Source organism: Methylobacterium sp. GC_Met_2 (assembly GCF_026540795.1).
Classification (GTDB): domain Bacteria; phylum Pseudomonadota; class Alphaproteobacteria; order Rhizobiales; family Beijerinckiaceae; genus Methylobacterium.
In genome coordinates, this window is record NZ_JALNUM010000040.1 from 1 (window position 1) to 23,593 (window position 23,593).

A 23,593-nucleotide genomic window follows, 5' to 3' on the forward strand; every position below is an offset into this window, starting at 1 on the left:
CCTTCGCGGGCTACCGCAACCCGGACGGGTCGGTCGGCACCAAGAACATCCTGGCGATCTCGATCAGCGTGCAATGCGTTGCCGGAACCCTCGACGTGGCGATCCGGCGGATCAAGCAGGAGCTGCTGCCGCGCTACCCCAATGTCGACGACGTGGTCGGCCTGACCCACGCCTATGGCTGCGGCGTCGCCATCAACGCCCCCGAGGCGGTGGTGCCGATCCGGACGCTGCAGAGCCTCGCGCAGAACCCGAATTTCGGCGGCGAGGTCATGGTCGTCGGCCTCGGCTGCGAGAAGCTCGTCTCGGAGCGCCTGCTGCCGGATGGCGGCGCGGCCGGCGACGGGGTGGTGCGCCTTCAGGACGAGCGCCACCGCGGCTTCTCGGCGATGATCGACAGCATCCTGGCGATGGCCGAGGCCCGCCTGGAGGTGCTGAACCGCAGGGCCCGAGAGACCTGCCCGGCCTCGGACCTCGTGGTCGGCCTGCAATGCGGCGGCAGCGATGCCTTCTCGGGGGTGACCGCCAACCCGGCGCTCGGCTTCGCGGCCGATCTGCTGGTCCGCTGCGGCGCCACCGTGATGTTCTCGGAGGTGACGGAGGTGCGCGACGCGATTCACCTCCTCACCCCGCGGGCCAAGACCCCCGAGATCGCCGAGGCCCTGATCCGCGAGATGGCGTGGTACGACGCCTATCTGGCCAAGGGCGAGGCCGACCGCCGCGCCAACCCGTCGCCCGGCAACAAGAAGGGCGGCCTCAACAACATCGTCGAGAAGGCCCTGGGCTCGGTTGCCAAATCCGGCACCAGCGCGATCTCCGGCGTGCTCGCACCGGGCGAGCGCGTACGCGAAAAAGGCCTGATCTTCGCCGCGACCCCGGCGAGCGACTTCGTCTGCGGCACGCTGCAGCTCGCCTCCGGGATCACCCTGCAGGTCTTCTCGACCGGCCGCGGCACGCCCTACGGCCTCGCTCAGGCGCCGGTGATCAAGGTCGCCACCCGCACGGAACTCGCCGAGCGCTGGTCCGATCTGATCGACCTCGATGCCGGCCGGATCGCCACCGGCGAGGCGACGATCGAGGAGGTCGGCTGGGAGCTGTTCCACCTGATCCTCGACGTGGCGAGCGGGCGCAAGCGCCCCTGGTCCGACCAGTGGGGCCTGTTCAACGATCTGACCCTGTTCAACCCCGCGCCGATCACCTGACGGGCGCCGCCTCGGCCGCCGGGCATGCGCCCCGCGCCGTCGTCAGCGTGGCCGGTTTCTGGTAGGCAGCCGGCATTGCCATGCCGCGCCTGATTCCCTCCCTCCGGACCGTCCTGTTCCGCCTGCACTGGGCGCTTGGCCTCACGGCTGGCCTCGTGCTGGCGCTGATGGGCCTGACCGGGGCGCTGATGAGCTACGAGGAGGCGGTAACCGCCTTCGCCAACCACGACCGGCTCACGGTGACCGCCGGTGACCGGCCGGCGCTCGCCCCCTCGGCCCTGGTGGCGCGAATCGAGGCCCAGGCCGGCCTGAAGGTGAACATCCTCACCCTGGCGGACGATCCGGCGGCGAGCGTCCATGTCCGCTTCGCCCGGGATCCCGCGACCCGCGCGCGGCCACCTGCGGTCTATGCCGACCCCTACGACGGCGCCGTGCTCGGCCCGGTGCGGCTGGAGGGGGTGTTCACCACGGTGCGGGACCTGCACCGCTGGCTGCTCCTGCCCGGCGGCTCCAAGGGCTGGGGCCGGACCATCACGGGCGCCTGCGTGCTGGCGCTCCTCGTCTTTCTGGGGACCGGCCTCTACCTGCGCTGGCCCAAGGTCCATCGCTGGCGGATCTGGCTGAAGCCGAGCCTGTCCCGGCCCGGCCGGCCGCGCTGGTGGTCGCTGCACGCCGTGGCGGGGACATGGCTGATACCGGTCTACCTCGTGATGGCGTTGACGGGGCTGACGTGGTCCTACCCATCCTTCAAGGATGCCGCCACGGGGCTTCTGGTGGGCGAGCGGGAGACGGCAAAGCCGATGCGCGCCGCCGGCCGCAGGGCCGCCGCCGAGGCGCCGGCCGACGCATCCGGGCCGGCGGCCGTCGACCGCGCCTGGGCGGCCTTCCGGGCCGGCGAGGGGCGTGAGGCGGGCACCACTCTGCTGACCCTGCCGAGCCCCGACGCGAGGGCGATCCGGATCCGCTGGCTGCCGAAGGGTGTCGATGACCTGAGCGCCCGCAACGAGGCTCGCTACGATGCCGCCACCGGTCTGCTTCTGGCGACCGAGGGCGCCGCCGACCTGCCGCTGGGCCGGCGCCTCATGGACAACATCCTGGAGGTCCATCGCGGCCGCTTCTTCGGCGACTTGTTCGCCCTGCTGTTCTGCCTCGCGGCGCTGGCCCTGCCGGGCTTCGCGGCGACGGGCCTGACCCTCTACGTCCTGCGTCGCCGCGCGGCGGCGCAGCGGCGGCCGGCGAAACCGCGGACGGCGCCCCCTGCCCTCCGCGAGGCAGGCCGCTGAGGCACCCGCCAGGTGCTCGAACATCAGGGTTTCAAAAGGTCTTCGACCTTTTGCGGGTGCGGGCAGAGCCCGCTGTCGGGCTTCAGCCCTTCGGAAACCTCAGATCGAAGGTTATCGGGTGAGCCGATAGCCCCTCCCTCGAGATGGGCTGCGATCAGCCGGTCGGTCGCGACCCGCGGGTTGTCCGGCTTGACCACGATCAGCACCGACCAGGACTGCTCGGCCGCGGACGCGGTGAGCGTCGGCGCCGCGAGGCCGGCCCCGGCGAGAAGGCTGCGGACCCGCCGCGCCCGGCTCACAGCCGTGCCGTGATCGTCGCCAGCACCGTAAAGGGTGCGCCGGGGGCGTTGTTGAATTGGTTGAACGGCTGCTCGATGTAGCGCGTGTTCGTCAGATTCCGGATGTTGACTGAGAAACGGTAATGCGCGTCGATGTCGTAGTACACGGCCGCATCAACGCGATTGTACGCCCCGACTTTGTAGCTGTTGTTGAGGTCGCCGAAGCGTTGGCCGACATGGGTGATGCCGATGCCGAGTCCGAGACCGCGCAGGAAGCCGGCCTGGAAGTCGTAGGTGGTCCACACGCTGCCGCTGAAGGCTGGCGCACCCACGAGGCGGTTGCCGATCGCAAAGACCCTGTCCTTGGTGATCCGCGCGTCGAGATAGCCGACGCCGCCGATAACCCTCCAGCCTGGAAGGATCTCGCCGGCCAGGTCCGCCTCGACACCCTCCGAACGTTGCTGGCCGGTGATCACCGAGAAGCCGGTATTGACGGGGTCGTTGCCGGCGACGTTATCCCGGGTGATCCGGAAGGCGGCCGCGCTCAAAGTCAGGTCGGGGCTGATGTCGATGCGGGTTCCGACCTCAACCTGCTCGCCGGTCTCGGGTGTTGGGTTGACGACGTTGAGCACGTTCGCGGTCTGCGGCGCGAAGGATGTGGCATAGCTGGCATAGAGGGTCAGCGGCTCGAACGGGCGATAGATCAGGCCGACGCGTGGCGAGGCGCCGAACAGGTTCTGCTCGGGGGGCTGGGTCCGCGAAGCGGGCACCCGGGCGAAATAATATTGGCTGCCGAGATCGAACCGGGCGCCGAGCACGAGCTGCAGCTCAGGCGTAAGGGCGATCTGGTCCTGCAGGTAGAACCCGAACAGCTCGAGCCTCTGCTTCAGGTCTTGCTGGAGCGAGAGCGCTCCTGGCGTGCCGCCGAAGACCGGGTTGAAGAAGCTGACCGGAGTGTAGGAGCCTTGCTGGGAATAGGGGTGGCGGAAGCCGTTGGTGTACTCGAACCCCGCCAGGGCGGTGTGGGAGAAGCCGAACGTGTCGAACTTCAGGATCGCTTCGGTCTGCGTATCCAGGGCAGCAAAATGCGAATCGACCGAGGTGTCGCGCCTGGTGACCTGCGTGCCGGCATTATTGACGCCGGTGGCGCGGGCCGCGAACAGATTGAACGCACCCCACTGCCCATTGATCACTTGCCGCAATGTCAAATTTTCATTGACGTCGTGCTCAGCTCGCATCGTGATCCCGTTGAACTCGCCATAATAGCGCGAGGTCGGCTCACCGTAATATCGGCGGATGTTGTCCAGCGGCACGCGGCCGCGAAAGGCAATGAGCCCCTCGTCGTACTGGGTGCGCTGGCTGGTGGCTTCTGCGTTGATGTAGACTCGGGTGTCGGCGCTCGGCGTCCAGCTTAAGGCCGGCGCAATGAAGACGCGCCGATTGGTGTTGTCGCCGATATTGCGGAAGGTCGGATCCTCCTGCGCGGCGAAGCTGAGGCGTGCGGCGAGTCCATCGATAGACGGGATCGCGCTCGAGACCGAGCCCTGAAACCGCCGGAAGCCGAAGCTGCCACCTTGGACGCTCGCATCCGCGGTCGGCTCCAGGGTTGGCCTGCGGGTCACGATGTTGACGACACCGCCCGGATCACCCCGGCCGAACAGCACGGAAGCCGGTCCCTTGATCACCTCGACCCGTTCGGCGTTCGCAAGGTCGCGTTCCACCGGATAGAAGTTGATCGCCGGATTGGTCAGGATGCCGTCGACAGCGAAGAGCTGCGTGGCGAAACCGCGAATGACGTAGTTCTGCGAGCGACCCTGCACGGTGCTGCCGGGCGTGACGTTGCTGACATTGGTGACGGCATCCGTCAGGCGCAGATCCTGCTGATCGGTAATGACCTGCCGGGGGACGATGTTGATCGATTGCGGCGAGTCGCGCACGGGCGTGTCGGTCTTGGTCGCGGTGGCCGAGCGCGTGGCGCGGTAGCCGATCACTGGGCCGTCCGCCCGCTCCACCGCAGGGCCGGTACCGGTGACGCTCAGCTCCGAGAGCGAAACCTCATCGGCTGTACTGGTAACCTCCGCGCGAGCCGAAATCGTCGAGATGACAAGCAGGGATGTCGTCAGCGCTGTGTAGAGTGATAGACTGTTGTTGCGGGTGTTTGAAATGCTTCGAAGGCTGCGCCTGCCGTGCCCGGACATCGTTTATAATCGCTCTCAAGAAGATTCGCACCGCCAGGGCACAGGGATCCTTGAGAGGAAGGGCTGTGATTTTTCAATGTGTGCGCTGAGATCGATGCGCGGATTCAGCTGTAACTTCGCAAACGTGGCGAAGTAGCCACATTATCACATTGGAATAATTTAAATTTTTGGACCTGTGCGCCTGAAAAATGGATTGGCGCAGAGGATCTACATCTACAACGTATCGGCCGATGGTGAGCCGTCACGATCTTCCGAGTGGCGACCGGTCGTCTGCATGGGCGGCCTCGCCGGCCGCCCATGCAGCTCGAATCAACCCTGCGTGGCCGGCTTCAGGGCGCCGGTGCGCTCGTGGAAATCCGGACCGTTGGTGGTCCGCGCCACGTGCCCGGCCCGGATCAGGTAGTCGCCGAAATGCTCGCCCGGCTGCCGGCCCTTCGCGTAGTCGGCAAACAGCGGGTCGAGGGTGCCGCGGATCTCGGAGGCCGCCACGTCCTCCTTGTAGAGCTTGCTGAGCCGCGAACCGTCGTGGGCGGCGCCGAGATAGAGATGGTAGCGCTCGGGACCACGGCCCACGAGGCCGATCTCGGAGATGAACGGCCGGGCGCAGCCGTTCGGGCAACCGGTGGAGCGGATCGTGATCTCCTCCTCGGCCAGCCCGTGGGACGCGAGGCTCTGCTCCAGCTCGGTCATCAGGTCCGGCAGGTAGCGCTCGCTCTCGGCGAGGGCGAGGCCGCAGGTCGGCAGCGCCACGCAGGCCATCGAGTTGCGCCGGAGCGCGCTCGCTCCGCGCGTCAGCCCGTATTCGTCGACCAGGGCGTCGATCTCGGCCCGCTTCTCGGCCGGGACGTTGGCGATGATGACGTTCTGGTTGCCGGTGAGGCGGAAATCGCCCTGATGCACCTCGGCGATGCGCCGCAGCCCCGTGAGGAATTGCGGCCCGTCCTCGATGTCCTTGATCCGGCCCGAGGGCACGTACAGGGTGAGATGGAAGCGCCCGTCATCGCCCGCGACCCAGCCGTAGCGGTCGCCGTTGTTGGCGAACGTGTAGGGCATCGGCGCGCCGAGTTTCTTGCCGATCCGCTTCTCGACCTCGGCCCGGAAGGCGTCGAGGCCGTAGCGCTCGATCGTGTACTTGAGCCGGGCGTTCTTGCGGTTCTTGCGGTTGCCCCAGTCGCGCTGGACGGTCATCACCGCCTCGGCGACCTTGATGGCATCCTCGGGGGCCACGAAGCCCATCACGTCGGCGGTGCGCGGGAAGGTGTCGGGCTCGCCATGGGTCATGCCCATGCCGCCGCCCACCGTGACGTTCCAGCCGGTCACCTGATTCTTCTTATCGAGGATCGCGATGAAGCCGAGATCGTGAGCGAAGATGTCGACCTCGTTGGAGGGCGGCACCGCGATGACGGTCTTGAACTTCCGCGGCAGGTAGGTCCGGCCGTAGACCGGCTCGATCTCGGCCGCGTCCTCACCGCCGACCACGCGCTCGCCGTCGAGCCAGATCTCGCGCCACGCGCTGGTCTTCGGCAGCAGCGAGTCGGAGATGTCCTTGGCGAGCTGGTAGGCGGCCTTGTGGGCGCCGACTTGGGCCGGGTTGGTCGCCGCCATGACGTTGCGGTTGACGTCGCCGCAGGCCGCGATCGTGTCGAGGAGCGCCGCGTCGATGGCCGCCATCGTGCGCTTCAGGTTCGCCTTGATCACGCCGTGATACTGGAAGGTCTGGCGCGTCGTCGCCCGCAGGGCGCTGCCCGCATAGGTGACCGCGATGTGGTCCAGCGCCAGCCACTGCTTCGGGGTGATGACGCCGCCGGCGATGCGCAGGCGGATCATGAAGCTGTAGGCCTTGTCGAGCTTCTTCTTGGTCCGCTCGGGGCGCAGGTCGCGGTCGTCCTGCATGTACATCCCGTGGAACTTCACGAGCTGTCCGTCATCCTCCGAGATCGCCCCGGTGGCGTGCTTCAGGAGCCCGTCCGCGAGAGTCCCGCGGAGATAGCCGCTGGCGATCTTGATGTGCTCGTTCGCCGCGAGCTGGGCCGCGCGGGCGGCCTCCGCCTCGGTGATCGGCCGCTCGGTGGGCGGGGTCTCGTAGACGCGCTTGGCCGGGGCGGAGGCCGAGCTGGCGACCGGGGTCTCGGCGGTGTCGCGGGGGCTGTGGTCGTCCATGGGATAAATCCGTCTGTCTGAACGCGTCTCCCACCCCTCGCGTCAGGGGTGGGTGCCGAGCGGAACGCGTGCCGGTCTACGGCAGGGTCGGGACCCGCGCCCCGTCCTGCTCCGCTGCAATCTCGATCCTGCGGCCTTGGAAGGCCGGTCCGTTAGTAAACGTCCTGCTGGTAGCGGTGGCTGCGCTCCAAAGCCGCGACCTGTGCCTCGGCCTCGGCGGCGCTCGAGGATTTGACGGTCTCGTAGGCCTTCACCACCGCGGCTCGCACGTCCTTGGCCATGTTCTTGGCATCGCCGCAGACGTAGAAATGGGCACCTCCGTCCAGCCAGGAGACCAGTTCCTTGGAGTTCTGGACGATCCGATCCTGCACGTAGATCTTCTCCGGCTGGTCCCGGGAGAAAGCCACGTCGATCTTGGTGAGCGACCGGTCCTCCAGGGCGTCCTGCCATTCGAGCTGGTACAGGAAGTCGTGGAGGAAGTGCCGGTCGCCGAAGAACAGCCAGGACCGTCCCGGCGCCTCGATCGCCCGGCGCTCCTGCACGAAGGCGCGGAACGGCGCGACGCCGGTGCCGGGGCCGACCATGATGATGTCGGTGGCCGGATCCTGCGGCAGGCGGAAATGCCGGTTCGGCTTCAGCCGCACCCGCAGCTTCGCCCCGTCGCGGATCCGGTCGGCCACGTGGACCGAGGCGACGCCGGATCGGGCGCGGCCGTGGGTCTCGTAGCGCACCGCCACGATGGCGAGGTGGACCTCGTCGCCCACCTCCTTGCGCGAGGAGGCGATCGAGTAGGCCCGCGGCGGCAGCGGCCGGGTGATCGTGTTCACGTGCTCGGGCGTGAGCTTGGCCGGATAGGCCGCCAGCAGATCGATCAGGTGCCGGCCCTCGATCCAGGCCTTGGCCTCGCCACTGTCGATCAGCTTCTGCGCCTCCGTGTGGCCGGTGGCCTTGACGAAGCGCTCGATCGTGGCGGCCGACAGGGTCGTGATGTCCCGCTCGGCGAGCAGCGCGTTGCGCAGGGCCTCGTCTCCCGAGAGACCGGCGGCGTCGAGGATCTCGTCCACGAGTTGCGGGTCGTTCTCGGGGAAGAGCTCCAGCGAATCGCCTGGCTCGTAGGCCGGGGCGCCATCCTCGAAGGCGAGCGCGAGGTGGATCGTCTCCTTGTCGGAGCGCGAGGAGTTGAGGTTCACGTGCTCGACGACCTCGACCACCAGGGGCTCGCGGCTCGGCTCGGCCTCGTCGTCCTCGCCGGTCGCGGCGCGGGCGAAATCCACCGCCACGACGTTGTCGGACGTGTCCGCCGGGGCCAGCGCCTTGAGCGTGCTCTTGATCCAGTCGGCGGCGGGCTTCTCGAAGTCGAGGTCGAGGTCGGCGCGCTCGGCGACGCGCTTGCCGCCCAGGGCCTCGAAGCGCGCGTCGAGCGCCTTCCCGATGGCGCAGAACTCCACGTACGACGTGTCGCCGAGCGCCAGCACCGCGAACTCGACGCCGTCGAGGCGCGGGGCGCCCTCCCCCATCAGCTCGCCATAGGCCCGCACGGCCCGGGCCGGCGGCTCGCCCTCGCCCCAGGTGGCGGCGATGGCGATCAGCTTGCCGGCCTTGGGCAGGGTCGCGAGGTCGAGATCGGCGAAATCCACCACCTTCGGCTTGAAGCCCTGCTTGCGCGCGAGCTTCGCGATAGTGCCGGCCAGCGTCTCGGAATTCCCCGATTCGCTGGCGTAGATCACCGTCAGCGGCGCGGCGGCCTTGGGCGGCGCGGCCGGGACGGCGGCGGGCTGGCCGCCCGCGGCGTCGAGCCCGGCGAGGAACCCGGCCAGCCACGCGCGCTGCGTGGGGCTCGCGGCGCCGAGCACCGCATCAAGGCTGGCGCGCTCGCCATCCCCGAACGGGGCGGTGCGCGGAAGGAGATTCTGGCGGGACATTACCGGACCATGTCGGGGCCAACGCGGCCCGTGTCAATCGAGAGACGTTCTTTTTACAGAACGCGTGGAGTTTAGGAGATCACGTTCGCTGCGGTGCGAGAGAAGAGAAGATCATTCTCCTACAACCGCGAGCACCGGACCGGTCCCGGGCAGGTGCCGCCCGTTCTTCGGCGGCGCCGGCAGGGGCAGGGCCGTGGTGGATTTCACCTTCTCCATGGCGAACCGGGAGGTGACGTTCTTGAGTGGCAGCACCGCGATCAGGTGCTTGTAGAAGCTGTCATAGGCCTGCATGTCGGCGACCACGACGCGCAACATGTAATCCACGTCACCGGCCATCCGGTAGAACTCGAGCACCTCCGGCATGGCCGAGACGGTTGCGGCGAAGCGCTGCAGCCAGTCCTGCGAATGGTCCGCGGTCTCGATCGAGACGAAGACCGTCAGCCCGAGGCCGAGCTTCACCGGATCGAGCACCGCCACCCGCCGGTCGATCACCCCGTCGGCCTCCAGCTTCTGGATGCGCTTCCAGCACGGGGTCTGGGACAGGCCAACGCGCTCGCCGATCGCCGCGATGGACAGCGTCGCGTCCGTCTGCAGCAGGGCAAGAATCTTGAGGTCGATCGCGTCCAAGACTGTCTCCGTCGGATCCGTCCACGCGGCGCTGCCCGCGTCGGGTACAAGGTCTCTCAGGGGTCGTTAAGAAGATTTTTTCACCCGAGCGCCTTTGGGACTCGGGGAGAGCTGTGTGCAACCGCACGCCAGAGCCGGCCCTGAGGTCCCGCAAGCACGCCGAGGCGCCTTGACTTCGTTCGGTATAGCGAACATCTCGTCGCTTCGACAACAGGGTGCGGTTTCGTGCCCGCCGTTTCCTCCACACGAACCCCGGGACATGCCGCGATGACCCGTCCGGACCGACAGATGGCCGAAGCCCTTGCGGCGCGGCTGTCCGGGCTCGACCTCCCAGGCCGGCTTCACCTGATCGCCGCCGAGATCCCTGGCCGCCTCGTCTTCACCACGAGCCTCGGCGTCGAGGATCAGGCGCTGACCCACGCGCTGGCCATGGCCAAGCTCGCCACCGGGCTCACCAAGGGGCGCGTCGAGATCGTCACCCTCGATACCGGCCGCCTGTTCGCCGAGACCTACGACACCTGGGCGGACACCGAGTCGGCCTACGGGATCCGCATCACCGCCTACGCCCCGGAGCGCGCGGCGGCGGAGGATTTCGTGCGGGACGAGGGAATCAACGGCTTCCGGCGCTCGGTCGCCGCCCGGCAGGCCTGCTGCGGCTTCCGGAAGGTCGAGCCGCTGGGCCGGGCGCTCGAAGGCGCGAGCGGCTGGCTCACCGGATTGCGGGCCGGCCAGTCGGCCAACCGCGCCGAGACGCCGCTCGCGGAGTTCGATGCCGCGCGCGACCTGATCAAGCTGAACCCCCTGGCCGATTGGTCGCGGGCGCAGATCGACAGCTTCGTGCGCGACAACGTCGTGCCCTACAACGTCCTGCACGATCGCGGCTTCCCGTCGATCGGCTGCGCCCCCTGCACCCGGGCCGTGAAGCTCGGCGAGCCTGAGCGGGCCGGCCGCTGGTGGTGGGAGCAGGAAGACAAGAAGGAATGCGGCCTGCATGTCGGACGCCAAGCCGCACACCATGCGGCGTCGGTGCAGCCGGGCCAAGAGCCTGCAGTTCTCGAACCTGCCGCCTTCGAGACCGTCCAGACCGAGACCCATCGCCAGCCGGAGTTCGCCCGATGAGCGCCGCCCTTGCCGCCGCCGTGCAGCCGAGCGCCCCCACGCCCGCACAGACCGCCGACCGCCTCAGCCACCTCAAGCGGCTGGAGGCCGAGGCCATCCACATCTTCCGGGAGACGGTCGCCGAGACCGAGAACCCGGTGATGCTCTACTCGATCGGCAAGGATTCCTCGGTCCTGCTGCATCTCGCCCTCAAGGCCTTCGCGCCCGGGCGGCTGCCCTTCCCGCTGCTCCACGTCGACACCACGTGGAAGTTTCGCGAGATGATCGCCTTCCGCGACGCCCGCGCGAAGGAACTCGGCCTCGATCTCCTGATCCACACCAATCCGGACGGGCTCGCCCGCGGTGTCGGCCCGGTGAGCCACGGCTCCGAGGTCCATACCGACGTGATGAAGACGCAGGCGCTGCGGCAGGCGCTCGACAAGTACAAGTTCGATGCGGCCTTCGGCGGCGCCCGCCGCGACGAGGAGGCGAGCCGCGCCAAGGAGCGGATCATCTCGTTGCGCACCGCGCAGCACCGCTGGGACCCGAAGCGCCAGCGCGCCGAGCCCTGGCATCTCTACAATCTCAAGAAGAAGCGCGGCGAGTCCCTGCGGGTGTTCCCGCTGTCGAACTGGACCGAGCTCGACATCTGGCTCTACATCGAGCAGGAAAATATTCCGATCGTACCGCTCTACTTCGCGAAGGAGCGGCCGGTGGTGGAGCGCGACGGCCAGCTCATCATGGTGGACGACGACCGTCTGCCGCTGGAGCCGGGTGAGACCCCGCAGCAGCGCCTCGTCCGCTTCCGGACGCTCGGCTGCTACCCGCTGACCGGTGCGGTCGAGAGCGACGCCGCCTCGCTCCCCGAGATCATCGGCGAGACGCTGGCCGCCCGCACCTCGGAGCGCCAGGGCCGGGTGATCGACAAAGACGGGGCCGGCGCCATGGAGCGCAAGAAGCAGGAGGGGTACTTCTGATGACCGTGCACCAGGCTCCCACGGCGTTTGCCGACCGCGTCGCCGGCTACGCGGCCTTCCTCACGGCCCACCGCCACAAGGCGGTGCTGCGCTTCATCGCCTGCGGCTCGGTGGATGACGGCAAGTCGACCCTGATCGGGCGGCTGCTGCACGACACCAAGCAGATCTTCGACGACCAGATCTCGGCGCTCCAGCGCGATTCGCGCAAGCACGGGACGCAGGGGCAGGAGGTGGATCTGGCGCTGCTGGTGGACGGCCTCCAGGCCGAGCGCGAGCAGGGCATCACCATCGATGTCGCCTACCGGTTCTTCTCCACCGACAAGCGCTCGTTCATCGTCGCCGACACCCCCGGCCACGAGCAGTACACCCGCAACATGGCCACCGGCGCCTCGACGGCCGACGTAGCGGTGATCCTCGTTGACGCCCGCCAGGGCCTGACTCGCCAGACCCGGCGCCACGCGCTGCTGGTGTCGAATCTCGGGATCCGCCGGGTGGTGCTGGCGGTGAACAAGATGGATCTCGCCGGCTGGGCGCAGGGCACCTTCGACGGCCTCGTGGCCGGCTTCTCGGACTTCGCCCGGGGTCTGAACTTCTCCGAGGTCAAGGCGATCCCGCTCTCGGCCAAGAACGGCGACAACGTCGTGGATCCGGGCATTGCGGCGCCCTGGTACACGGGCGGCACGCTGCTGAACTACCTGGAGACCGTGCCGGTCCACGCCGAGGCGCTCAACGCGCCGTTCCGGATGGCGGTGCAGTGGGTCAACCGGCCGAATTCCGAGTTCCGCGGCTATAGCGGCCGGATCGCCAGCGGCCGGGTCCGCCCGGGCGATTCGGTGACGATCCAGCCCTCCGGCCGGACCTCCACGGTGGCGCGGATCTACACCGCCGACGGCGACCTGCCCGAGGCCGGCGAGGACGAGTCGGTCACCCTGGTGCTGGCCGATCAGATCGACGTCTCCCGCGGTCAGGTGATCGTGGCCACCGACGCGCCGATGCGGGTCACCGAGACCCTGGACGCCCGCCTGTTCTGGGCGGCCGAGACCGATCTCAGCCCAGGTGCCAGCCTGTTCGCCAAGATCGGCACCGCCACGGTCACCGCGACGGTGGAGCGGATCGTCTCGCGCATCGACCCCGAGACCGGCAAGCCCGGCCCGGCCGAGCGCCTGTCGGCCAACGATATCGCGGACGTGGCGCTCCGCCTCGACCGGGCGGTGGCGGTGGATGCGTACGCGGAGAACCGCGAGACCGGCAGCCTGATCCTGATCGACCGCGAGACCACCGACACGGCGGCCCTCGGGCTGGTCCTGGCGCCGAAGGTGGAGACTGCGAAGGCGGTGACGCCCGATGCGAAACCCGCGGACGGGGGCGGCTTCCTCGCCCGGCTCGGCCGCCTGTTCGGGCGCTGAGGTCCGGGTTTCAAAAGGGCGAGCCCTTTTGCGGGTGCAGGGCAGAGCCCTGCGAAACAGGTCATGGACCCCCGCGAGGGGGTCCATGACCTGTTCGTCGGGGTCTCACCCCGACACCCCACCAAAGGGCTGGGCCCTTTGGGAACCCTGACGTCTCCCGGTGTCAGGCCGCCTGTGAGGTGACGCCGAGCCCCCAGGCCTGCGCAAGCAGCGCGTAGGAATCGTGCCGGGCCGCCTGGTCGGGGATCGCCGAGACGATCATCAACTCGTCGGCCTGCGTGCGCGCGACCATCTCGGCGAGCCGAGCCCGCAGGGTCTCGGGGCCGCCCACGTGCAGCCGCTCGCCGCCGCGCTCGATCTGCCTCCGCTCGGCATCGGAATACGGATAGGCCAGCGCCTCGTAGAGGCTCGGCAGCGGCCGGTATTCGCCCCGCTCCCGCCGCAGGGTCGCCAAGCGGGCGCTGGCGGCCAGCCGCTCGGCCTCGGCGTCCGTGGGCGCGCAGATCGCCGCGACGGCCAGGATGGCGTGGGGCGTCGCGCCGAGCCGCGTCGGGCGGAACCCACGGCGGTACTCCAGCATCGGCGCCTCGGCCGGCATCCCGGAGAAATGCTGCGCGAAGCCGAATCCGCAGCCGATCTCGCCGGCGAGCCGGGCGCTGTAATCGGACGAGCCCAGCAGGAAGATCGGCGGCAGCGGAACCCCGGCCGGGCTCGCCGTGATCCGCGCGAACGGGTGGCCTTCCGGGAAGCCGCCATCCCAGAACAGCAATTCCTGAAGCCGGTCGAGGAAGTCGTCTCCGCCCTCCCCCGGCGCCTCGCGGCGGCGCAAAGCCCGCGCGGTGACGCCGTCCGTACCGGGCGCGCGCCCGAGACCGAGGTCGATCCGGCCCGGAAACAGCGCCTCCAACACCCGGAAGCGCTCGGCCACCATCAGCGGCGCGTGGTTCGGCAGCATGATCCCGCCCGAGCCGACCCGGAGATTTCGGGTCGCGGCGGCGATCTGGCCGATCATGATCTCGGGGGCCGGGCTCGCCACGTTGGGCAGCGCATGATGCTCCGCCAGCCAGTAGCGCCGGTAGCCGAGGCCATCGACGTGGCGGGCGAGCGCCAGGGTGTCGTGCAGCGCCTGCGCCGGGGTGGACTCGGCGCTGACGAAGGAGAGGTCGAGGACGGAGAGCGGGGTCATACCAGGAGAGATGGGGGCCTGGGCCGGCCGGCGCGAGGGCATGGCGATCCGCGCCCTTCCAGACGCGTCACGGTGCGGGTTCGTCGTCCGGCCCGGCGGCCTGATACAGCGCTTCGAAATCGCGGCCGCCGTAGAACGCGTTGGTGATCGTCACCCGGTCGGCTTCGACCCGATAGGCGATGACGGCGGATCACTCGAACGGCACGGTTCGGAGGCCCGGCTCCAGATCATGGCGCAGGCGCTCGCCATGGGGCGCATCGCCGATGCGCTCACACCGGCCGATGAGCTTGTCCAGAAACCGGCCGGCGACGTTCGGATCGCGGCTCGCATCATAGACCCAGCGATAGATCTGAAGCAGGCCGGTCTCGGCTTCCGCTCCGAAGATGACCTTAAGACGCCGCATTCCGGTGAGCCTTCACGGTCTCGGCATGCAGGGCGTCGATGTGCGCCCTAACCTCTTCGAGGCTCCGTGGCGGCCGCGGGTCGTCCAACGATCGCCGGATGCGGGCGCGGATGTCATCGAGCCGCTCGGCAGTCTCCCGGCGCTGGCGCTGCAACGCGTGCACGGCTTCGTCGAGCAGCGCGTGCACCGAGGCGTACTCGCCGGCCTCGACGCTCGCGCGCACGGCCCGGAGCGTATCCGGCGCTAGGGTGATGCTGATGGTTTCCCCATCGGCAGGGCCTCTCGTTCCGTCCCGACTCTCGTGACCATAGCAGAAAACGCGGTCTCGCGTGCCGTCGCGGCGACCGTGCTTGCCGGCTCAGCGTCCCGGGCCTAGGGTCCGCCGCGCCGCGAAGAGGCGGCGCCTGACCTCGACAATCCGGAGCATCGCACGCCATGGCTCTCCTCGCCGACGTCCTCTCGCGGGTGAAGCCGTCCGCGACCATCGTGATGACCCAGAAGGCCCGGGACCTGAAGGCGTCCGGCGTCGACGTCATCAGCCTGTCGGTGGGCGAGCCGGATTTCGACACGCCCGAGCACATCAAGCAGGCGGCGATCGAGGCGATCCACCGCAACGAGACCCGCTACCCGCCGGTCTCCGGTATCGCGCCCCTGCGCGAGGCGATCGTGCGCAAGTTCAAGCGCGAGAACGGGCTCGACTACAAGGTTTCGCAGACCATCGTGGGCACCGGCGGCAAGCAGGTGCTGTACAACGCGTTCCTGGCCACCCTGAACCCCGGCGACGAGGTGGTGATCCCCCGCCCCTATTGGGTGTCGTATCCGGAGATGGTCGGCCTGTGCGGCGGCACCCCGGTCTTTGCCGACACCGACATGGGCCACGGCTTCAAGCTCCAGCCGGAGGAACTCGACCGGGTGCTGACCCCGAAGACCAAGTGGATCGTCCTCAACTCGCCGTCGAACCCGTCCGGGGCCGCCTATTCCCACGCCGAGATGAAGACGCTGACCGACGTGCTGCTCAGTTACCCGGACGTGCACATCCTCACCGACGACATCTACGAGCACCTGACCTACGGCGATTTCGCGTTCGTCACCCCGGCCCAGGTCGAGCCGCAGCTGACCGAGCGGACGCTGACCATGAACGGCGTCTCGAAGGGCTACGCCATGACCGGCTGGCGGATCGGCTACGCGGCCGGGCCCGAGAAACTCATCAAGGCGATGGACTTCGTCCAGGGCCAGCAGACCTCAGGCGCCAGCACCATCGCGCAGTGGGCCGCGGTCGCCGCCCTCGACGGCCCGCAGGACCACCTGGCGACGTTCCGCGCGGCGTTCCAGGGCCGGCGCGATCTCGTCGTGTCGATGCTCAACCAGACCAACGGCCTGACCTGCCCGACGCCGGAGGGCGCGTTCTACGTCTACCCGTCCTGCGCGGCGCTGATCGGCAAGACGACCGAGTCCGGCAAGACCATCGAGACCGACGAGGATTTCGTCACGGAGCTGCTCCAGGCCGAGGGCGTGGCCGCGGTGCACGGTTCGGCCTTCGGGCTCGGACCGAACCTGCGGATCTCCTACGCCACCTCCAACGCGGTGCTGGAGGAGGCGTGCCGGCGCATCCAGCGGTTCTGCGGGTCGCTGCGGTAGAATTGAGGGCCTGCGTCGGTCGTCCCGCGGAGCGTCACCACGCCCGCGGGATCACGTGTTCGGGATCGTTTCGCTGCCTCAGTCGGCAAGGCCAAGCACGAAGGCGAGCATCCGGTTCAGGGCTGCGAGCGTGTCGCGTTCGAGCCGGCCGATGACGGCACCGCATTTCGCCCGCGGCAGGGCGATGATCTTGTCGACCATGATCTGTGAGGTGCTTCGCAATCCATTGGCCGGGCTCGGCTCGACGGTGAGCCGGAAGAGCGGTGCCTCGCGCAACGTGCTCGTGACGAGGCAGACGAGGATGCTGTCGGTTCCGGCCAACCAATCGGATTGGACGACGATAGCGGGACGCGGCTTGCCGTAGGCGCCCGGCGGCGAGACGGTGACGATGTCACCGCGGGTCACGGTTCAGGCCAGTCGAACGCAGATTCGATGAAGGTCAGGGCTTCGGCTTCCTCGGCGGCTCCCTTCAGAAGGGCGGCTTGCCGGGCGGCCTCCTCCTTGAACCCCGACCGCGATGGATCCGGAACCCAGAGGCGTAGGAGCTTCATGCCGTCGCGTCGTGGCGCCCGGCGATAGCGGGGGGCATCCGGGGAGCCTGCCCTCGGCCTGGTCTGAGTCATGGCGCGGATCCGATGGTGCCGCACTCTAGGCTCTGCCAAGACCGCTGACTACCATGTCCGGGTCGCAGTCCGGGGGAGCCTTCTCATGTCCACAATCGCAGTGATCGCCCCCGGCGCCATGGGCAGCGCCATCGGGGCGCGGCTGTCCGAGCACGGCGCCCGCGTCCTGACCTCCCTCGACGGGCGCGGGGCGGCGAGCCGCGCCCGGGCCGAGGCCGCCGGCATGGTCCACGCCGCGGACGCCGATCTCGCCGCCGCCGACATCCTGCTCTCGATCGTGCCGCCCGCCGGCGCGGAGGCGCTGGCCCGGCGGCTCGCGCCCGCCCTCGCGGCGGCCCCACGCAAGCCGGTCTACATCGACGCCAACGCGGTCAGCCCGGAGACGGTCGGCCGCATCGCGGAGATCGTCGCGGCTACCGGCGCGCCGTTCCTCGACGGGGCGATCCTCGGCCTGCCGCCGAAGCTTGGCACGCCGGGGCCGCGCGTCTACGTCTCGGGTCCCGACACGACCCCGGCGCTGATCTTGCGCGACCTCGGCCTCGACCTGCGCGTCTGCGTCGGCGGGATCGGTGCCGCCTCCAGCCTGAAGATGAGCTATGCCGGCCTGAACAAGGGCCTGACGGCGCTGGCCGTCATCATGATCCTGGCCGCCGAGCGCGCCGGGGCCGGCGAGGCGCTGCTGGCCGAACTCGCCGAGAACGAGCCGGCGCTCCTCGCCCGGTTCGCCAAGGGCCTGCCCGACATGGCGCCGAAGGCGTATCGCTGGGCACCCGAGATGGCGGAAATCGCCGATTTCCTCGGCCCGGACGCGGCTGGCCGGCAGGTCTTCGACGGCTATGCCGCGCTCTACCGGCACCTCGCCGCGGAGGCGGGCGGGTCCGACATCGCCGCGCTGATACGCTTCGCCGCGGACGCTGCGGCGCGCTGATCGCCGCGGGGGCCGCCGAAACCGTCCCGCCTCTGTTGCCGGCTCGGCTGTCACCCTCTACACGGGCGGTCCCCAGCGGCCGATGCGCCTGAAGGTTTCGCGAGCCCGCTCGGGCCTGCATGGCGGCGGGGTCGGCAGTGACGGAGCGGTCCGGACCAGTTCTCTGGGCCGTTTCTGTGAGGCTCAGTGGGCCGAGTCGCTGCAGGAGTGTCGGGTGCGCGGGGAACAGGAACCGCGGATCCGGCGCAAGGCCCACATAGATTTCTCCTCTCGCCCGGACCTTTGAGGACGGCGCGCTGCCCCGTTCCGGGACAGGTTTCGGCCGGGCGATTGCAGCTTCGTTCACGCTCCGCGGCGATGATGAAGTGGGGCCGGGATCCGGTCCGGCGTAACCGCGTTCTCTCGGGCCTGACGACCATGCGAGCCCTGCTCACCAGCGGCATCAAGGCGATCCTGGCGGTCGCCGCCCTCTCGACGGCAGCGCACTGGACCCTGCGCGTCCAGCGCGAATCGACGGCGGCCCCGGTGCCGGTTGCCAGCCTTGCCGATCCGGTCGCCACGGGATCCATCGAGCCGCGCCCGATCGAGCGTCCCGTTGAGCGCTCGGTCGCGGCGGCCAGCATGCCGGTATCCGCGACGCAGCCCGCGCCGCGTCCGGCCGTGGCATCTGGGCTCGACCAGTCGCATCTCGCGGCGCTGATCGCGGGGGCTGCGCCGGCGAAGCCGAAGGTCGCGAAGGCGACGACCCGGACCGCCTCCGCCGAGAAGGCCCCTGCGGTCGAGAAGGCCCCTGCGGTCGAGAAGGCCCTGGCGGTCGAGAAGGTCGCGGCCAAGCGGTGAGGCGGCGCCGGCCCGCATGACCGTGCCGGCTGCATGGTCCCCCTGCGCGGCGACGGATACCGCAACGCGGTCGAGGGTGGCACAAATACCGGCCTCCACCGGGATTTGGCAGGCATGAGCACGCAGGTCGCGACGTCCGTCACCGATGACATCGCACCCGCGCAGGCCGCTGCCGAGACGGCCCTGGCCGGCCGTCAACGGCTCGTCGGCATCGCCCTGATGTGCGGGGCCGTCGCGTTCTTCGCGAGCCTCGACGCCAGCGCCAAGACCCTGGCGCGCGCCGGCGTCGACCCACTGGTCACCACCTTCATGCGCTATGCCGCGAGCGTCGCGATGATCTCGCTGTTCGTCAATCCCGTGCGCACCCCGGGCGTGGTGAAGAGCCGGCGGCTGACGCTCCAGATCGTCCGCTCGCTGCTGCTGTTCGCCTCGACGGCCCTGAACTTCCTGGCCCTGCGCTACCTGCAGATGGCCGAGACGATCTCGATTCAGTTCGCCGCGCCGCTCACCGTGGCGCTGCTCGCCGGGCCGCTGCTCGGCGAGTGGTCCTCCCGGGCGCGGATGGCGGCGATCGGCGTCGGCTTCCTCGGCGTGCTGGTGATCGTGCGGCCCGGCGTCGGCGGGATGCATCCGGCCGCTTTGCTCTGCGTGGCCAACGTCGTGGTCTACGCCTTCTACGCGATCATCACGCGCAAGCTCGCGGCCTATGATTCGACCGCGACGACCATGTTCTACACCGGGCTCGCGGGCCTCGCGCTGATGGCGCCGCTCCTGCCGTGGATCTGGACGAGCCCGGCGAGCCTGACCCACTGGGCGCTGCTGATCGGCGTCGCGCTGTTCGGAACGCTCGGCCACTGGCTGCTGGTGATGGCCCATGCCCGCGCGCCGGCCAACGTGCTGGCGCCGTTCATCTACACGCAGCTCCTCTGGTCGGTAACGCTGGGCTTCCTGCTGTTCGGCGACGTGCCGAGCCGCTGGACCGTGGCGGGTGCCATGATCGTGGTCGGCTCAGGGTTGTACCTCCTGGCGCAAGAGACGATCCGCCGGGACGCGCGGCCGGCCGCCTGAGGCGACCGGCCGGATCGAATCAGCGGCCGCGGCGCTCCTGACGCTCCATCCGCTCCTCGCGGCGCTCTTCCCGGGCGCGGCGGGCCGGATCGGGATCCGTGCCTAGCACGCCGCCGACCGTGCCGGTCGCCGCGCCGACGGCACCGCCGACGATCCCGCCGACCGGGCCGGCTGCAGCCGAACCATCCTCGACGCCGCGCTGAGCGCCGCGGGCCGTGCCCTGGGCCTGCGCGGCCCCCGCGAAGGCGAGGGGTGCGAGGGCGAGGGTGGTGATCAGAATCTTCTTCATGGCCTACTCCTGGCAGATCGATTGGCAGATCGATCGGGGTCGTCTCCGCACCCGTTCGGAGCGCGGAGGGCGTACCCGATCAACGGTTCAGGCGCCGAAAGGTCTCATCCGGGCTCGCGTTTCCGTGAGCGGCCGCGGAGCCGAACCCTGCCGCTGGCCTCGCGCCGGAGCGGCTGATAGAGATCGCGGCATGCACGCTTCGCGCGCCCTGCGCGGCCCCGGCCGCCCGATTCGAATTACCGGCCCGGCCTCCGCCTGAGGGCCCGCTTCGGCGCGGCCGCGGGGAGGTCCGGGATCCTCCTGCCGCCTGACCCGATGCTGCCGGCCGTCCGCCGGCCCGACCGCCGATGCGAGATCCGATGACCACCCCCGAGACCGCGCCCGCCCGCGACTATTCCAAGACCCTGTTCCTGCCGCAGACCGAGTTCCCGATGCGCGCCGGTCTGCCGGTGCGCGAGCCGCTCCTCATCGAGCGCTGGAAGCGGATCGACCTCTACGGGACGCTGCGTGCCCGCGGCCAGGGCCGGCCGAAATTCGTGCTCCATGACGGCCCACCCTACGCCAACGGCAACATCCACATCGGCACGGCGCTCAACAAGATCCTGAAGGACGTGGTGGTCCGCTCGCAGGCCGCCCTCGGCTTCGACGCCAATTACGTCCCCGGCTGGGACTGCCACGGCCTGCCGATCGAGTGGAAGATCGAGGAGCAGTACCGCGCCAAGGGCCGCAACAAGGACGACGTGCCGGTGATCGAGTTCCGGCAGGAATGCCGGACGTTTGCGGCGCACTGGCTCGACGTGCAGCGCGAGGAGTTCAAGCGCCTCGGCGTCACCGGCGACTGGGACCATCCCTACGCGACCATGGCCTACCCCGCCGAGGCCGTGATCGCCGACGAGCTGATGAAGTTCTCGATGAGCGGCCAGCTCTATCGCGGCTCGAAGCCGGTGATGTGGTCGGTGGTCGAGAAGACCGCTTTGGCCGAGGCCGAGGTCGAGTACGAGGAGCACGTCAGCGACACGATTTTTTGCGCTTTTCCGATCCGCTCCGGCGCACAGGGGGACCTCGCCGCCGCGCGCGTCGTGATCTGGACGACCACCCCCTGGACGATCCCCGGCAACCGCGCGGTCGCCTACTCCAAGAAAATCGCCTACGGCCTGTACCGGGTCACGCAGGCGCCGGCCGACAATTGGGCGGTGCCCGGCCAGAGCTACGTGCTGGCCGACAGCCTGGCCGCGACCGTGTTCAAGGCCGCCCGGATCGAGGCGTTCGAGCGCGTCGCCGACGTCAGCCCGTCGACGCTCGCCGGCCTGACCCTGGACCATCCCCTGGCGAAGCTCGGCTACGGCTTCGCCGTGCCGATGCTCGACGGCGACCACGTCACCGACGAATCCGGCACGGGCTTCGTCCACACGGCGCCGAGCCACGGCCGCGAGGATTTCGAGCTCTGGATGGCAAGCGGCCGGCTGCTGCTCGAGCGCGGCATCGACACCACCATCCCCTACACCGTGGACGCGGACGGCGTGCTCACCGAGGCCACGCCGGGCTTCACCGGCACCCGCGTTCTCACCGCCAAGGGCGAGAAGGGCGATGCCAACAAGGCGGTCATCGCCGCGCTGACCGAGGCCGGGGCGCTGGTCGCCCGCGGCGTGCTGCGCCACCAGTACCCCCATTCCTGGCGCTCCAAGAAGCCGGTGATTTTTCGCAATACGCCGCAATGGTTCATCGCCATGGACCGGCCGGTGGATTCGCTCGGCAACCGCTCCCTGCGTGAGGTGGCGCTCCAGGGCATCGACGACACCCAGTGGGTGCCGACGCAAGGCAAGAACCGCATCACCGGCATGGTCGGCAACCGGCCCGACTGGGTGGTCTCGCGCCAGCGCGCCTGGGGCGTTCCGATCACCGTGTTCGTCCACCGGGAGACCGCCGAGATCCTGAAGGACGACCGGGTCAACGCCCGCATCCGCGAGGCCTTCGCCGCTGAGGGCGCGGATGCGTGGTTCCGGGACGAGGCCGCCGAGCGCTTCCTGGCGCCGGACCACGACCCGGCATCCTACGAGAAGGTCACCGACGTCCTCGACGTCTGGTTCGATTCGGGCTCGACCCACGCCTTCGTGCTGGACGATCCGGAGGCCTTTCCGGGGCTCGCCGGGGTCAAGCGCGTCCGCGACGGCGGGCAGGACCGGGTGATGTATTTGGAGGGCTCGGATCAGCATCGCGGCTGGTTCCAGTCCTCGCTGCTCGAATCCTCGGGCACGCGGGGCCGGGCGCCCTACGACATCGTCCTGACCCACGGCTTCGTGCTCGACGGCAAGGGCCTGAAGATGTCGAAGTCGAAGGGCAACGTCGTCGCGCCGCAGAGCATCATCAAGGATTCGGGCGCCGACATCCTGCGCCTGTGGGTTGCGGCCTCCGACTACACCGACGACCTGCGGATCGGCCCGGAGATCATCAAGACGTTTGCCGAGACCTACCGGAAGCTGCGCAACTCGCTCCGCTGGATGCTGGGTTCCCTGGCGCACCGGGTGCCGGGCGACGACGTCGAGTTCCAAAAAATGCCGGAGCTGGAGCGGCTGATCCTGCACCGGCTGGCGGAGCTCGACGGCGAGATCCGCGAGGCCTACGCGACCTTCGACACCAAGCGGGTGGTGGCGCTGCTCAACGGTTTCATGACCGGCGACCTGTCGTCGTTCTACTTCGACGTGCGCAAGGACGCCCTGTACTGCGATCCGGTCTCGTCGGTGCGCCGCCGGGCCGCGCTTCAGGTGATCGACGCGGCCTTCCGGCGGGTGACGGTCTGGCTCGCCCCGGTGCTCGCCTTCACGGCCGAAGAGGCGTGGCTCGACCGCTACCCGTCCGAGGACGGCTCGGTGCATCTCCAGACCCTGCCGGAGACCCCGGCCGCCTGGCTCGACCCCGCCCTTGCGGAGCGCTGGCAAAAAATCCGGCGGGTGCGGCGGGTGGTCACCGGAGCGCTGGAGATCGAGCGCGCGGCCAAGCGGATCGGTGCGAGCCTGGAGGCGGCCCCCACGGTCTACATGGCGGATCCGGAACTGCTGGCCGCCCTGGAGGGCTGCGACTTCGCCGACACCTGCATCACCTCCGCCATCACCGTGGTGGCGGGCGAGGGCCCGGCCGAGGCCTTCCGACTCGACGAGGTCCGCGGCGTGGCGGTGGTGCCGAGCCCGGCCGAGGGCCGCAAATGCGCCCGCTCCTGGCGGGTCAGCCCGGAGGTGGGCGGCGATCCGGATTTCCCGGACGTGACCCCCCGCGACGCAAAGGCCCTGCGCGAGTGGGATGCGGCGCATCCGGAGGCGAGCGCGGCGTGAGGGTAATGTGCTTCGCGTCCCCCTCTCCCCGCGGGCGGGGAGAGGCCCGCACGGACCTCGCCGTCCGTGCGGGAAGCGCAGGCGAAGCCGGAGCGGTGGTGAGGGGGTGGCTCCGGAAGAGTCTCTCCCTTGACCGCCCCCTCA

The 23,593-nt window shown here is 69.4% G+C and carries 21 protein-coding genes; 10 read left to right on the forward strand and 11 right to left on the reverse strand.

Annotated elements, in window-relative coordinates; translation table 11 throughout:
- The coding region (garD, locus tag OXS49_RS15205; RefSeq protein WP_267425345.1) for a galactarate dehydratase at positions 1 to 1,199 on the forward strand (1,199 nt) is incomplete at its 5' end.
- An 80-nt stretch (positions 1,200 to 1,279) separates the two neighbouring features.
- Positions 1,280 to 2,482 (forward strand): PepSY-associated TM helix domain-containing protein, encoded by a 1,203-nt coding sequence (locus OXS49_RS15210; RefSeq protein WP_267425346.1) that lies wholly within the window; start codon positions 1,280 to 1,282, stop codon positions 2,480 to 2,482.
- Between the two features lie 23 nt (positions 2,483 to 2,505).
- Here OXS49_RS15210 and OXS49_RS15215 read toward each other — a convergent pair whose 3' ends face one another.
- The 5 genes from OXS49_RS15215 to OXS49_RS15235 form a co-directional block, all read right to left on the reverse strand.
- Positions 2,506 to 2,781, reverse strand: a complete 276-nt coding sequence (locus tag OXS49_RS15215; protein ID WP_267425347.1) for a hypothetical protein — start codon at positions 2,779 to 2,781, stop codon at positions 2,506 to 2,508.
- A complete protein-coding gene (locus tag OXS49_RS15220; protein WP_267425349.1) occupies positions 2,778 to 4,958 on the reverse strand; it encodes a TonB-dependent siderophore receptor in 2,181 nt (726 codons plus the stop codon). The genes OXS49_RS15215 and OXS49_RS15220 overlap by 4 nt, the downstream gene beginning before the upstream one ends.
- 309 nt (positions 4,959 to 5,267) lie before the next feature.
- Complete coding sequence (locus OXS49_RS15225; RefSeq protein WP_267425350.1) at positions 5,268 to 7,118, reverse strand: NADPH-dependent assimilatory sulfite reductase hemoprotein subunit; 1,851 nt, start codon at positions 7,116 to 7,118, stop codon at positions 5,268 to 5,270.
- Positions 7,119 to 7,270: 152 nt separating this feature from the next.
- A complete protein-coding gene (locus tag OXS49_RS15230) occupies positions 7,271 to 9,040 on the reverse strand; it encodes a flavodoxin domain-containing protein (RefSeq protein ID WP_267425351.1) in 1,770 nt (589 codons plus the stop codon).
- Positions 9,041 to 9,151: 111 nt separating this feature from the next.
- Positions 9,152 to 9,667: an Lrp/AsnC family transcriptional regulator gene (locus tag OXS49_RS15235; RefSeq protein WP_161393443.1), complete on the reverse strand. Its 516-nt coding sequence runs from the start codon at positions 9,665 to 9,667 to the stop codon at positions 9,152 to 9,154.
- A gap of 267 nt (positions 9,668 to 9,934) precedes the next feature.
- Here OXS49_RS15235 and OXS49_RS15240 point away from each other — a divergent pair, with 267 nt between their 5' ends.
- From OXS49_RS15240 to cysN, 3 genes are read left to right on the forward strand one after another with little or no spacing between them, the layout of a single operon-like run.
- Positions 9,935 to 10,786 carry a phosphoadenylyl-sulfate reductase gene (locus OXS49_RS15240; RefSeq protein ID WP_244002081.1) on the forward strand — a complete coding sequence of 284 codons (852 nt, stop codon included), beginning with the start codon at positions 9,935 to 9,937 and terminating at the stop codon, positions 10,784 to 10,786.
- Positions 10,783 to 11,742 (forward strand): sulfate adenylyltransferase subunit CysD, encoded by a 960-nt coding sequence (gene cysD / locus OXS49_RS15245; protein WP_244002079.1) that lies wholly within the window; start codon positions 10,783 to 10,785, stop codon positions 11,740 to 11,742. Before OXS49_RS15240 ends, cysD begins: the two co-directional genes overlap by 4 nt.
- A complete protein-coding gene (gene cysN / locus OXS49_RS15250; protein ID WP_267425353.1) occupies positions 11,742 to 13,148 on the forward strand; it encodes a sulfate adenylyltransferase subunit CysN in 1,407 nt (468 codons plus the stop codon). Before cysD ends, cysN begins: the two co-directional genes overlap by 1 nt.
- Positions 13,149 to 13,311: 163 nt before the next feature.
- Here cysN and OXS49_RS15255 read toward each other — a convergent pair whose 3' ends face one another.
- The 3 genes from OXS49_RS15255 to OXS49_RS15265 all read right to left on the reverse strand — a co-directional run bounded on the left by OXS49_RS15255 (position 13,312) and on the right by OXS49_RS15265 (position 14,960).
- Complete coding sequence (locus tag OXS49_RS15255) at positions 13,312 to 14,334, reverse strand: LLM class flavin-dependent oxidoreductase (RefSeq protein ID WP_267425354.1); 1,023 nt, start codon at positions 14,332 to 14,334, stop codon at positions 13,312 to 13,314.
- A gap of 190 nt (positions 14,335 to 14,524) precedes the next feature.
- Positions 14,525 to 14,737, reverse strand: a complete 213-nt coding sequence (locus OXS49_RS33650; protein ID WP_346016950.1) for a hypothetical protein — start codon at positions 14,735 to 14,737, stop codon at positions 14,525 to 14,527.
- The gene (locus tag OXS49_RS15265; protein WP_267425355.1) at positions 14,724 to 14,960 is read right to left on the reverse strand and encodes a type II toxin-antitoxin system ParD family antitoxin; all 237 of its coding nucleotides are present in this window, start codon (positions 14,958 to 14,960) and stop codon (positions 14,724 to 14,726) included. The genes OXS49_RS33650 and OXS49_RS15265 overlap by 14 nt, the downstream gene beginning before the upstream one ends.
- A gap of 212 nt (positions 14,961 to 15,172) precedes the next feature.
- Between OXS49_RS15265 and OXS49_RS15270 the strand changes: the two genes are divergently transcribed.
- Positions 15,173 to 16,375, forward strand: a complete 1,203-nt coding sequence (locus OXS49_RS15270; protein WP_267425357.1) for a pyridoxal phosphate-dependent aminotransferase — start codon at positions 15,173 to 15,175, stop codon at positions 16,373 to 16,375.
- Between the two features lie 78 nt (positions 16,376 to 16,453).
- Here OXS49_RS15270 and OXS49_RS15275 read toward each other — a convergent pair whose 3' ends face one another.
- Both OXS49_RS15275 and OXS49_RS15280 read right to left on the reverse strand, forming a co-directional pair.
- Entirely contained in the window at positions 16,454 to 16,780 is a 327-nt protein-coding gene (locus OXS49_RS15275; RefSeq protein ID WP_267425360.1) for a type II toxin-antitoxin system PemK/MazF family toxin, read from the reverse strand.
- Positions 16,777 to 16,998 carry an antitoxin MazE-like protein gene (locus OXS49_RS15280; RefSeq protein ID WP_267425362.1) on the reverse strand — a complete coding sequence of 74 codons (222 nt, stop codon included), beginning with the start codon at positions 16,996 to 16,998 and terminating at the stop codon, positions 16,777 to 16,779. The genes OXS49_RS15275 and OXS49_RS15280 overlap by 4 nt, the downstream gene beginning before the upstream one ends.
- A gap of 85 nt (positions 16,999 to 17,083) precedes the next feature.
- Here OXS49_RS15280 and OXS49_RS15285 point away from each other — a divergent pair, with 85 nt between their 5' ends.
- From OXS49_RS15285 to OXS49_RS15295, 3 genes are all read left to right on the forward strand, one after another.
- Positions 17,084 to 17,926: a DUF1932 domain-containing protein gene (locus tag OXS49_RS15285; RefSeq protein WP_267425364.1), complete on the forward strand. Its 843-nt coding sequence runs from the start codon at positions 17,084 to 17,086 to the stop codon at positions 17,924 to 17,926.
- A gap of 417 nt (positions 17,927 to 18,343) precedes the next feature.
- Positions 18,344 to 18,766: a hypothetical protein gene (locus OXS49_RS15290; RefSeq protein WP_267425366.1), complete on the forward strand. Its 423-nt coding sequence runs from the start codon at positions 18,344 to 18,346 to the stop codon at positions 18,764 to 18,766.
- Positions 18,767 to 18,880: 114 nt separating this feature from the next.
- Positions 18,881 to 19,834, forward strand: coding sequence for a DMT family transporter (locus tag OXS49_RS15295; RefSeq protein ID WP_244002053.1), 954 nt, complete (start codon positions 18,881 to 18,883; stop codon positions 19,832 to 19,834).
- Positions 19,835 to 19,853: 19 nt separating this feature from the next.
- Here the strand turns inward: OXS49_RS15295 and OXS49_RS15300 are convergent, their stop codons facing one another.
- The gene (locus OXS49_RS15300; RefSeq protein WP_267425368.1) at positions 19,854 to 20,123 is read right to left on the reverse strand and encodes a hypothetical protein; all 270 of its coding nucleotides are present in this window, start codon (positions 20,121 to 20,123) and stop codon (positions 19,854 to 19,856) included.
- Between the two features lie 359 nt (positions 20,124 to 20,482).
- Between OXS49_RS15300 and ileS the strand changes: the two genes are divergently transcribed.
- Complete coding sequence (ileS, locus tag OXS49_RS15305; RefSeq protein WP_267425370.1) at positions 20,483 to 23,449, forward strand: isoleucine--tRNA ligase; 2,967 nt, start codon at positions 20,483 to 20,485, stop codon at positions 23,447 to 23,449.
- Positions 23,450 to 23,593: the final 144 nt, after the last annotated feature.